This window comes from Aquimarina sp. EL_43, assembly GCF_943422735.1.
Classification (GTDB): Bacteria; Bacteroidota; Bacteroidia; order Flavobacteriales; family Flavobacteriaceae; genus Aquimarina; species Aquimarina megaterium.
On the sequence record NZ_CALSBR010000001.1, the window covers coordinates 1,710,408 to 1,723,247 of the forward strand.

General features: G+C 32.9%; 9 protein-coding genes. 8 read left to right on the top strand and 1 reads right to left on the bottom strand.

Annotation, left to right across the window (positions count from 1 at the left end; all coding sequences use genetic code 11):
- The first annotated feature begins 66 nt into the window (after positions 1-66).
- Both NNL09_RS07725 and NNL09_RS07730 read left to right on the top strand, forming a co-directional pair.
- Positions 67-2,193, top strand: coding sequence for a Tex family protein (locus NNL09_RS07725; RefSeq protein WP_196911049.1), 2,127 nt, complete (start codon positions 67-69; stop codon positions 2,191-2,193).
- Positions 2,194-2,528: 335 nt separating this feature from the next.
- Positions 2,529-4,982, top strand: coding sequence for a glycoside hydrolase family 9 protein (locus NNL09_RS07730; protein WP_196911048.1), 2,454 nt, complete (start codon positions 2,529-2,531; stop codon positions 4,980-4,982).
- A 98-nt stretch (positions 4,983-5,080) separates the two neighbouring features.
- Here NNL09_RS07730 and NNL09_RS07735 read toward each other — a convergent pair whose 3' ends face one another.
- Positions 5,081-5,269, bottom strand: coding sequence for a twin-arginine translocase TatA/TatE family subunit (locus NNL09_RS07735; protein ID WP_025665469.1), 189 nt, complete (start codon positions 5,267-5,269; stop codon positions 5,081-5,083).
- Positions 5,270-5,612: 343 nt separating this feature from the next.
- Here NNL09_RS07735 and NNL09_RS07740 point away from each other — a divergent pair, with 343 nt between their 5' ends.
- The 6 genes from NNL09_RS07740 (at position 5,613) to rfbB (ending at position 12,825) form a co-directional block, all read left to right on the top strand.
- Entirely contained in the window at positions 5,613-6,485 is an 873-nt protein-coding gene (locus NNL09_RS07740) for a M23 family metallopeptidase (RefSeq protein ID WP_025665468.1), read from the top strand.
- 6 nt (positions 6,486-6,491) lie between these two features.
- Positions 6,492-7,991, top strand: coding sequence for a GH3 auxin-responsive promoter family protein (locus tag NNL09_RS07745; RefSeq protein ID WP_025665467.1), 1,500 nt, complete (start codon positions 6,492-6,494; stop codon positions 7,989-7,991).
- Between the two features lie 55 nt (positions 7,992-8,046).
- Entirely contained in the window at positions 8,047-9,741 is a 1,695-nt protein-coding gene (locus NNL09_RS07750; protein WP_196911047.1) for a hypothetical protein, read from the top strand.
- A 5-nt stretch (positions 9,742-9,746) separates the two neighbouring features.
- The gene (locus tag NNL09_RS07755; protein ID WP_196911046.1) at positions 9,747-10,739 is read left to right on the top strand and encodes a hypothetical protein; all 993 of its coding nucleotides are present in this window, start codon (positions 9,747-9,749) and stop codon (positions 10,737-10,739) included.
- Between the two features lie 91 nt (positions 10,740-10,830).
- The gene (locus tag NNL09_RS07760; RefSeq protein WP_196911045.1) at positions 10,831-11,802 is read left to right on the top strand and encodes a type I phosphomannose isomerase catalytic subunit; all 972 of its coding nucleotides are present in this window, start codon (positions 10,831-10,833) and stop codon (positions 11,800-11,802) included.
- A gap of 6 nt (positions 11,803-11,808) precedes the next feature.
- Positions 11,809-12,825 carry a dTDP-glucose 4,6-dehydratase gene (gene rfbB, locus NNL09_RS07765; protein WP_196911044.1) on the top strand — a complete coding sequence of 339 codons (1,017 nt, stop codon included), beginning with the start codon at positions 11,809-11,811 and terminating at the stop codon, positions 12,823-12,825.
- Positions 12,826-12,840: the final 15 nt, after the last annotated feature.

Sequence of the window (12,840 nt, forward strand, 5' to 3'; positions counted from 1 at the left end):
TCTCTTCAGTATAAAATAATCTTTCATTTTTGGCATTATATTTAGCGATTCCAAAAACTTGATTTTATGAGTATCGTTTCTTTTATAGCGAAGCAGATTCCTGTTTCAGAAAAACAAATTGCTAAAACTATTTCCTTACTAGACGATGGGGCTACAATTCCCTTTATCTCTAGATATCGTAAAGAGATGACGGGAGATCTTGATGAGGTAGCTATTGGTGAAATTGTAAAACATAAAACTGCTTTTGAAGCTTTAGTAAAAAGAAAAGAAAGTGTATTAGCTACGATCAAAGAGCAAGAAGCATTAACTCCAGAGTTAGAGAAAAAAATCCTGTCTGCAGATACACTTACACAAGTAGAAGATTTGTATTTACCATACAAGAAAAAAAGAAAAACTAAAGCTTCTGTAGCCAAAGAGCAAGGGTTAGAACCCTTGGCTAAGATCATTATGCAGCAAAGAGAAGAAGAAATTCTTTTTGTAGCCTCACAGTACCTAAATGATACCGTTACTAGTGAAGAGCTAGCATTACAGGGAGCAAGAGATATTATAGCAGAATGGATTAATGAAGATGAAAAAATAAGAAATAGATTACGAAGACTATATCAACGCAAAGCTACAATAGCCTCTACCATAATTAAAACAAAAAAGGATGATGCAGCAGCTCAGAAATACTTACAATATTTTGATTGGGAAGAACCACTTCATAAATGTCCATCGCATCGGCTACTAGCAATTTTAAGGGCCGAAAATGAAAAAATAGTAAGAGTAAAAATTGCAGTACCAGAAGATGATGCATTAGATATCATAGATAGTGTGATGATCAAAACAAATGTTGAAGCTTGTACAGATCATATGTTTTTGGCTGGTTCTGATGCTTATAAACGATTGTTAACACCAGCAATCTCTACAGAAATACTCAATCAATTTAAAGAAAAAGCAGATGAAAATGCGATAAAAGTTTTTGCACAAAACTTAAAACAATTACTATTAGCCTCGCCACTAGGACAAAAGAGAATACTAGCTTTGGATCCAGGTTTTAAATCAGGATGTAAAGTGGTGTGCCTGGATAACCAAGGTGACTTACTGCATAACGAGAATATTTATCCTCATCCTCCACAGCGAGAAACTACAGGAGCCATTAAAAAAATACGATCTCTTGTAAATGCATATAAGATTGAAGCTATTGCTATAGGAAATGGTACCGCTGCTCGAGAAACAGAGGCTTTTATTAAAAAGATACCTTTTGATAAGCCAGTCCAGGTGTTTATGGTAAATGAAAGCGGAGCTTCGGTATACTCGGCGTCTAAAATTGCCAGAGCAGAGTTTCCTACTTATGATGTAACTGTACGTGGTGCAGTATCTATAGGAAGACGATTAGCTGATCCTTTGGCAGAATTAGTAAAAATTGATCCAAAAGCTATAGGAGTAGGACAGTATCAACATGATGTAGATCAAACCAAGCTCAAAAACGAATTGGATACGGTAGTAATGAGTTGTGTAAACGGTGTAGGTATTAATGTAAATACCGCTAGTGTTCCGCTATTAAGTTACGTTTCGGGTATTGGTGAAAAACTCGCAGAAAATATTGTAGCATATCGATCAGAAAATGGAGCGATACAATCACGCGAAGAGCTCAAAAAAGTACCAAGATTGGGAGGAAAAGCCTATGAGCAGGCAGCAGCTTTTTTACGAATTACAAGCCCTAAAAACCCACTTGATAATTCTGCAGTACACCCAGAGCGTTATAAATTAGTTTCGAAAATGGCAAAAGACGCAGGAGTTCCTATAAACGAATTAATAGGGAATAGAGAGGCTATTACAAAAATCAAACTACAAAACTATATTACCGATGAGGTAGGGCTTCCTACATTAACCGATATTGTGAGAGAATTAGAAAAACCTGGTGTAGACCCAAGAAAAAAAGTAACTGTCTTTGAGTTTGATCCTAATGTAAAAACCATAGAAGACATAAAAACAGGAATGAAACTACCAGGAATTGTAAATAATATTACAAATTTTGGATGTTTTGTCGATATAGGGATTAAAGAAAGTGGATTAATCCATATCTCAAAATTAGCAAACGAATATATTAGCGATGTAAATGCTGTAGTACAATTACATCAACACTTGATGGTTACCATAATAGAAGTGGATATAAACAGAAAGAGAATTCAGCTTTCTCTTATAGACTAAAATATACAACCAAAAAACATTGTAATTTCTTGTTTTCATACTAACCACAAATTAATATCTCTATCAATTTGTCGATTATGAATTGAAAAGATACATTCATTAGCTGAAATTGTATAACTACCAATTCTATATCATAATTATTTTCTGATATGCATATGTTTGATTTTTAAGAATGTCTAATATTTAATATTTAAGACAAAAGAATCAATAAAAAGCACCTGTTTTATTTCTAAGGATTTAAGAACTATAACTTTTCTAGTACTATGGCTATTTAAAGAAAGCAATACCCTTGTTTTTAAAGCTTTAAGAAACTCAGGAAATTTTGGTAAGTAATTATGAAAAAATACTTGTATTTAATTTTAATATTTCTTTTTAAAATTGTTTCAGCGCAGACTATCGTCGATGTGCATACGGCTAACACAAATGTTATTGTTGTTGTTCTTGAAATGAGCGTAGAGAATCAGGATGTAATTCCCTCTACTTCAGGTTGGACTGTAAATGGCACTATTCCTGTTTCTATTGGAAGAGGAGCTGGTGTTTATGACGAAAGAAAGTATGATTGGACGGTGGGATATTATGAGATTTTTGTACGACATAATATATATCTCGAATTAAATCAAAATTTAGTAAATAATACAAACTATACTATAGTAAGCCCCTACGGCACTACATCATTAGCTTTTTCTGATACCGAAGTATTTTGCGAATCAATTAAGGTAAATCAAGAAGGGTATAGCGGAAACGCAACAGGAAATTATGCCAACTTTGGCTATTATGGTGGTAGTCTTGGATCCACAATGTTTGATGTGATACCAGATTATCAAGTAATTAATGAGAATAATACCGTGATTACTTCAGGAAAACTGATCTATTGGGGAGATGATACCGATATAGGACTGGCAACTTCTGGTGAACATGTATATAGGATAGATCTATCCAATGTTCCTGTAGGAGGACCATACCATATTGTTGTAAATGGGGTTGGCAGATCTTACTCCTTTGGTGTTGGGAATAATTATTTGCGTAAAATAGCCGAGGTTCATGCACGGGGGATGTTTCATCAACGTTGTGGTATCGAACTCAAAAGGCCATATACAGAATATGAAAGAGAAATATGCCATGAAGAAAGTGCTTTTACTATGGATACATGGTCTTCTTCAAGTTTTATTGATGTGCCGAACGATGCAGAAATGCATGCTGTTATAGGTGGATATCACGATGCAGGAGATTTTGACAGACGACCTTATCATACGGTTATTCCGATAACAATGCTTTCAACTTTTGAAGCATTTCCTCAAAATTTTATTGACAGGCAATATAATATTCCAGAATCAGGAAATGGAATTCCTGATTTTCTTGATGAAGCTTTATGGGGCGTTTTAATTTGGGAAAATTTACAACTCAATCAGGATAACTGGGATAACCCAGATGATTTTGGAGGCGTAATGCAAGGAACCGAAACCATGGCGCATCCGACATATGGAGCACATAGAGCAGATTATGAAGATGATCGCCAATATGGTACTTTTGAAGTTGGGATTAAAACAACTCTTGAAGCAGCCGGAATGTTTGCACAAGCTTCCAGGATTATCGAACCTTATGACTCTGACAGGGCTTCGGATTTGTTTGCAAAGGCCGAACAGGCATGGTCTTATATAGACAGAAATTATGTTTCCGGAACACATCGTGGAGCTATGTTGTATGCTGCCTTGCAAATGTATCTGGTTACCGCTATAGGTAATGATACAGAGGATGCACAGAATAGGTATCATACACTATTTAGAGAAGAAGTATTAAACACTATCATTAATGGAGGAACATGGCCAGACCAGTACTTAGGAGGTAATATGTCTGCAACAATTAAATCTTCTCAGTTTATTAGTTATTTGCTTGTAAGTGATATTTATACAGATCCCACTATCAGCGAAGGATTGCTAAATGCACTCAAATTTCAGGCTGATACCGGAGGATATATGGGTTGGAATGAAAATGATTTTCCATATGCACAAGGTGTTACAAAATATAATGGATGGGGAGCTTCTACTGCACAAGGTAGATATACAGAAGATCTGGGTTATATGATGCGGTTAAGCACTTCAGAAGAAGATAAGCAACATTATTATAACCAGATAAGCAATTATGCCAATTATTCTCTAGGGTTAAATCCACAAGGACATAGTTATGTAACAGGATTGGGAGATAAACAACCTATAAGTCCGGCACACCTCGATAGTTACTATACCAAATACGGTGAATTACCAGGCGGAGGTGCACAACCGGTCATCGGAAATGTTCCTGGTATAGTTATCTATGGTAGTACCGAGGGTAGAAGTGGGCAACCATATCAAAGAGTTATTACAGACAAACTTTATCCGGCTTGGGATGACTTACCTGGGTTAAGAAGATGGAGTGACGGATGGTCTCTTATTAACGGAAATGAATTTACTACATGGGAAACAATGGTTTGGAATGTATGTATGTTTGGAATCCTCTATGATGCTTCTATTGATGAAATAGAAGTAGTAGTAGAAGAAGAAGTAGATGATATGGAAGAATCTAACAACGAGTTTCTTATTTATCCTAATCCTTCAGAAAATACGATAAATATTAACTATTCTGAATTAGAAGGAACCAGAGTAGAGATAATAGATATGATAGGTAAAAGAATTTATCGTGAAGTGGCAAGTCAAAATGAACACTTTATTAGGCACTCGTTTGCAAAAGGAGTATATTTTTTAACTGTTTCTAAAAAAGGAGAAACTCTCGTTAAAAAGTTTATCGTTCAATAATAATTTGATGGTTTAATATATTACATTTTTAAAAAATAAAAATATAAAAAAACCCAACTCTCATGAAGTTGGGTTTTATATATAAGGTGTTTCAGAAATTATTTTTTCTCATCAATCTTAGGATCTTCTTCTTCTTTTGAGGCATCCTTAAATTCTTTTATACCACTACCAAGGCCTCTCATTAGCTCGGGAATCTTCTTTCCACCAAATAAAAGCAATACAATTGCTACAATTAGAGCAATTTGCCATGGGCCAATCATTCCTAAAAATATACTAGATAATATCATGATCTTAACTATTAGATTACAAAGTTAGCAAGAAATGATTAAATATATGTTTTTAGCTGTTAAAAAACGGATTTTTATATCAATTTTATCAAAATCAATAGACGATTTACCTATCAAAACCGTTGTGTTTATCTCTGACTGAATATTTACATCTCATAAGATTAACTTTTTGTAAGAAAGACGTTTTTGATTAAAATAATAACACAATAATTTGATAAAAAGACAAAATTAGAAGGTAAAATGTAAATTTCGCAGGTAAAAGGTAAACCCAAGATGAGTTCATTATGTATATTTGCGATTAATGATACCGATTTGATAACATTCTTTATTGAAGATGTAATCTATGGCAAAAAAGAACAAAGAACAAAAAAAAATTACCAAGAAGCTACTTAATAAGTATCGCTTGGTTATCCTTAATGAGGATACTTTTGAGGAACGAATATCATTTAAATTAAACAGACTTAATGTTTTTGTAATGGTTACTATTACCTCAATTGTTTTGGTAGCAGGAACCACTTTTTTAATTGCATTTACGCCGCTTAGAGAATATATCCCGGGATATTCTTCTACCTCACTCAATTTGAGAGCTAACAGATTGGTGGCTACTACAGATTCTTTGGAGTCAGTGATTAATATAAATCAGGAATATTATAAATCGATCAGAAAAGTACTTACAGGAGATGTAAAAACTGTAGAATTTGATATTGATTCTGCAATACAATCCCAAAAACTAAATCCTGAAGAGATCGATCTTAAACCTTCAGAACAAGATATAAAACTTCGTGAAGAAGTATCTAAGGAAGATAAATATAGTCTATTCGAAAGTGAAAAATCAAGCTCTGATTTTTCATTGTTTCCACCGGTAAAAGGTAACATTACTTCTAACTATAATATGAATGAAAAACATTATGGTATAGATGTAGCGGTCCCCAAAGATACCCCGGTAAAAGCAGCATCTTCTGGGACTGTAATTTTTTCTGAATGGACTGCAGAAACTGGTCATGTAATTATACTTAAGCATAGCAATAACTTACTTACAGTATATAAACATAATGCCTCTCTGACCAAGCGACAAGGAGAACAAGTTAAGGCCGGAGAAGTAATTGCTACAGCAGGCTCTACGGGAGAGTTGTCTACAGGGCCTCATTTACATTTTGAATTATGGCGAGATGGATACCCGACAGATCCTTCTAACTTTATTGATTTTGAACAATAATTATCTATGTCCTTAAAAACATTAGGAGCTAAAGTATTTGCTAAGCGAATTCGCAAAAAAATTAATAAATGGGCATCAAACCCAATAAAAACTCAAGAACAAGTTTTTGCAGACCTTATAGAAAAAGCAAAAAACACGGCCTTTGGTAAAGATCATAATTTTCAGGATATAAAAACATATTCAGACTTTACACAAAATGTCCCCATACGAGATTATGAAGAATTAAAATCATATGTAAATCGTGTTGTAGCTGGCGAGAATGATGTACTTTGGCCAGGAAAACCATTATATTTTGCGAAGACATCGGGAACTACAAGTGGCGCAAAGTATATTCCTCTTACCAAGGACTCTATGCCTACTCATATTAGAGCGGCTCGTAACGCGATTTTATGCTATATTGAAGAAACCAAAAAAGCAGATTTTGTAGATGGTAAGATGATATTTCTTCAGGGGAGTCCAGAGATGAGTGAAAAGAATGGAATATTATTAGGAAGACTCTCAGGAATAGTAGCGCATTATGTACCAAAATACCTTCAAAAAAATAGAATGCCTAGTTGGGAAACTAATTGTATTGAAGATTGGGAACAAAAAGTCGATGCTATTGTTGAAGAGACAGTACATCAGAATATGAGTGTGATAAGTGGTATTCCGCCATGGGTGCAAATGTATTTTGAAAAACTACAGCAAAAGACAAATAAAACTATAGGAGAACTTTTTAAAGGCTTCGAACTCTTTATATACGGTGGTGTAAATTTTGAACCTTATAAAGCTACATTTGAAAAATTAATTGGCAGAAAAGTAGCAGGTATCGAATTGTATCCGGCTTCAGAAGGGTTTTTTGCATTTCAGGACAGCCAGAATGAAAAAGGAATGCTTTTGCAACTGGATTCGGGGATGTTTTATGAGTTTGTAAAGGCAGATGAGTTTTTTGAAGAAAATCCAAAGAGATTAACTATTGGTGAGGTCGAAATAGGAGTAAATTATGTAATGCTGGTTTCTACTAATGCTGGGTTATGGGCATATAATATTGGAGATACAGTATTGTTTACAAACACATCACCTTATAGAGTAATTGTTTCTGGTAGAATAAAGCATTTTATTTCAGCATTCGGAGAACATGTGATTGGTAAAGAAGTTGATCAGGCAATTAAAGATGGTATAGAAGCCACCGGGATAATGATTAATGATTTTACTGTAGCACCACAAGTTAATCCAGATCAAGGTGAATTGCCCTATCACGAATGGTTTATAGAATTTCTAGAAACTCCAGAAGATACGGGGAAATTAGCTTTAGAAATTGAGAATTCGTTGCGAAAACAGAATTCATATTATAATGATTTGATCGAGGGAAAAATATTGAGGACATTAAAAATAACTCCAGTTTCTAAAGACGGATTTAAAGATTATATGAAATCTGTAGGTAAACTAGGAGGGCAAAATAAACTTCCAAGACTTTCTAATGATAGAAATATAGTAGATGTACTCACAACTATAATAGACAAATAGTCCTAATTGAATTTTAATGTTCAGTTAGTATACTTATATTTGCTAGGAAAAATTTATGGCAAATCTTATATTACAAGGAAGAACAAGAGCTCAGGAAAGCTCTAGCGCAATTGAACGCATGTACATAACTATGCGCCATCTATTTAATAGAGGTTTTTATAAACCCATGGGAGTTTCTGGAGATACGCTTAGAGAGGCATTGTTAATACTTCGCCCAGAGATTTATGGCTCTGTCGCAGAAGAAAAAGTAGAACTTAATGGATTACTCTATGTTATTGATCGCTTACCATTTGGTATTGAAGAATGCCGATATATTAACTTAACAAGTGACGAAGGATATAAAAACTCTCACTTTAAAGCTATAGTACCTCCCAAAAGACGCAGGAACTGCTATCGTATAGATGATGAGCAAATGAATATCGAGATTACCAGAGGGCGATCAGAAATATATGATATTCTTACGCACCTTACCTTTTTATTTATAGAATCACATAAGATCATGAATCGAGTAGTGATTAATGAGCAGGGTAATGTTACCAGAGATTGGCAAAAATTAGAAAAAGCTGTAGCGTCTAAAAAAGATTTAACCAAAGCCGAAAGAGAAGTCGCTTTGACCCATACAGCTAATATTTTAGGAAGAACCTTTGAAGAAGTTTCTTCTGTATATGGTAGTTTTTCTTGCCCAGAAAACAAAGAGCGGTTTTTAGATATTATTTATTGGCTGGGTAAGCTGGCGATAGAAGAATCAATTGAAGATGAAAAGAGAATCGTAACCTTTAGTCCAGTATTAAGAGAAAGACTGGGTCATCATATTCATGGAGAGATTTGGGCAAATACGATTAAAAACAAATTAGAAGAATTAAATTTACTTGATCGCCCAATTCACATCATTAGTGCTAATATGCATAGTGTAATGAATACATTATACGCTTCTGTTGCTTTAAAAAATGAGTTGAAAGATAAAAGTATTTTTGACGTTTATGAGTCATTAAGTGATAATAAAAATGACAAACTAAGAGCAAAAGTACGAAAGTTAGCCTTGCAAAAAGGAATGACTTATATAGAAGATCAAAGTGGGGCAAATATAAATGTACAGATATTTGATACTGCTCAATATGCAGATTGTGAATATAAAAACCTAATAGCGGATATTGAAGATAGTGATAAACCTGTAATTATCGTAATGGATTATGCATTTGGAGAACAGGCATATGAGACGATGGATGAGCTATTAAAACCATATATAACTACCCAGGGAGCCAAAACACATATTGATGTTAAATCTATTTCTATTATGGGTAAAGCGGGCATTCTTGAAGGAGGAAAAGGAGATATTATGATACCATCTGCTCATGTTTTTGAAGGGACAGCAGATAATTACCCGTTTAAAAATCAGTTAAAAAAGAAAGAATTAGAAGGACATGGCATTGATATCTATGACGGAGCAATGATTACAGTTCTAGGAACCTCTTTGCAAAATAGAGATATCCTGAAGTTTTTTCATGATTCTACCTGGAATGTAATTGGATTAGAAATGGAAGGAGCACATTATCAAAAGGCGATACAATCAGCTTCAAAACTTAGAGGTAGTATCAGTCCAAAAGTAAAAGTACGGTACGCTTATTATGCTTCAGATAACCCGTTAGAAACAGGAAGTACATTAGCTTCTGGAGGCTTAGGAACTACAGGAGTAAAACCAACATACCTAATAACCGAAAAAATAATAGAACAAATATTTAAAGAAAGATAATAATTATGGGTAATGAAAATTACAACGAGGAGATAGATGTAATGCAAGTTTTTAGCATGTTTAAGAAATTTTTTAAAGGCTTTCTAAGATCGGTTATATCTGTAATTAGATTTTACAAAAAAAAGTGGATTTTATTTTTAATTTTATTGGTTTTTGGAGGGGCTATAGGGTTTTTTATTGATCGAAATGAAGATATCCAAAATGAATATATACAAGAAATAATAATAGAACCTAAATATAATACCACAAAATTTGTATATGATTTTATTGAGGAATTAGATCGTAGTTTTAACGATGATTATTTCTTAGAGAAACTAGGAATTAATGCTGAGAACATAAAGAATCTTAATAAAATAACTATTGAACCTTTGATTAAGGGAACAGATGTTTTAGATAATTTACAGGAAAGATATGAAAATCGAGAATTTTTTAAGGATATAATGACAGCATATGAAGAAGATAAATTAAAAGAAGAAGAATTTAGAAATTTTTATAAACATCATAGATTAATACTTAAATTCAAAAATAAAAATACAGAAAACACTAAAATTAGTTCTTCAATTTTAAAGTATATTAAATCGAATGAATATTATCAAAATGTAATGAATTTTACCATTGCTCAAAACAAAAGTAGTTTAGAGAAAAACAAAAAGTCATTACAATTTATCGATAAGTATTTAGATAATTTGAATAATAGTCCTTCCTCTAACTCTAATGAGTTGGTTGTAATAGCAAATGAGTCTGAAGCCCCAACTATAGCATCATTATTGAAACAGAAAGATCTTTTGCTAGAAGAAGTTAATGAACAAGAGAAGATTTTAGTATTAGATAAAGAAGTGCTTTCCGTTGTAGATTATGGAGATATTATTTCTACAAGAAAAAAGTTGTTAAATCGAACAGTGTTTATAATCCCACTACTCCTTATAGGGCTGATTTCTTTATTCTACTTTCTTCGATATTTGAATAGAGAGATAAAAGAGTTTGTTAAAGACGAATAATGATAGGTTTTTACAATTTTTAGTACTTGTTCATTTGGGAAGTATGTCTTGTCAAAATCTATGAAAGAATTAATAAAAAGCAATAATTATTATGCTATATCCTTTAAAATTTCGACCAATTCTAAAAGAAAAAATATGGGGGGGGAATAAATTAAAAACCATTCTCAATAAACCTATAATAGATGAGAATACTGGTGAAAGTTGGGAAATATCAACAGTGGGTGAAGATATTTCAGTGGTATCTAATGGGAAGTTAAAAGGAGAAAAACTAGATCACCTAATTAAGGAGTATAAAGAAGATTTATTAGGTAATAAAGTATATCAAGAATTTGGGGATCAATTTCCTTTGTTAATTAAGTATATCGATGCCAAAGAGGACTTATCTGTTCAATTGCATCCAAACGATGTATTGGCAAAGAAACGTCATAATTCTTTTGGAAAAACTGAAATGTGGTACGTTGTTCAAGCTGATTTTGACGCGAAGTTAATTGTTGGTTTTAATAAAGATACCACAAAAGATGAATATGAAACGTTCCTGAAAGAAGGGAAAATTACAGAATTGCTGAATTTTGAAAACATTTCAAAAGGAGATAGCTATTTTATTAAAGCAGGAAGAATACACGCAATTGGAAAAGGATCATTGATTGCTGAAATTCAACAAACGTCAGATATTACGTATAGAGTTTATGATTGGGATAGAAAAGACAGTAATGGAAATGAAAGAGAATTACATACAGATCTGGCATTGGATGCACTGGATTTTAAAGGAGACAGATCTTTTAAATTAGAATACGAAAAGGATAAAAACCAAATTAATAACCTTATTTCTGGCACATATTTCACAACAAATACACTTGAAATTAATCATGATTTAAAAAGAGATTACAAACACCTAGATTCGTTTAAAATCTTGATGTGTGTTGAAGGAAGTGGTGAAATAAGAATCGATGATAATTCTACAAGTATCTCATTTGGTGAAACAATATTGATTCCTGCTGAAATTGAAAACTTACAAATTATAAGCAATAGTCAAGGGATGAAATTATTAGAAGTTTATATCTAATATATTATGAAGGGAAACATATTAATAACTGGAGGTGCAGGATTTATAGGGTCGAATTTTGTGAACCTTATTTCAAAAAATGATGATTCAAAAATTATCAATCTTGATGCATTAACCTATGCTGCTGATCTTGCTAATATTGAAGTCCAAAATGACAAAAATTATACTTTTATAAAAGGAAATATCTGTGATTGGAGTGTGGTTGAAAAAGTTTTTATAGAACATAATATTGATACCGTAGTTCATTTTGCTGCAGAATCTCATGTTGATAACTCTATTGAAGGCCCAAAAGCATTTATTGAGACCAATATTGTTGGGACTTTTAATTTGTTACAAGCTGCATATCAGACATGGATGAAAGCTCCAAATCAACCAAAGTTAGAATTTGAACACGCTCGCTTTTTACATATTTCTACAGATGAGGTCTACGGTACCTTAGGAAAAACAGGCCTTTTTACCGAAGAAACACCTTATGCACCAAATAGTCCATATAGTGCCTCAAAAGCGTCTTCTGATATGTTAGTTCGTAGTTACTTTCACACCTATGGCTTACCAGTGGTAACAACAAACTGCTCAAATAATTATGGTCCTAGACAGCATAATGAAAAACTGATCCCAACTATCATTAGAAAAGCTATTAATGAAGAAAATATACCTATATATGGTGATGGTAAAAATATAAGAGATTGGTTATATGTTTTAGATCATTGTAAAGGAATAGATTTAGTACTACGTACTGGGAAAATTGGAGAGACTTATAATATTGGAGGAAAAAACGAAAGAGAAAACATATATATTGCCACTACTATTTGTGAAATTTTAGACACTATAATTCCAAGGAGTACTACTAAATCATACAAAGACCTTATTACGTATGTTACGGACAGACCTGGTCATGATTTTAGATATGCCATTGATGCTTCTAAAATTGAAAATGAATTGGGATGGGATGCCGAAGAAAATTTTGAAACAGGTATCAAAAAAACAATACATTGGTATTTAGAAAAATATAAAGAACAATAGTTTCGTTTGATAATT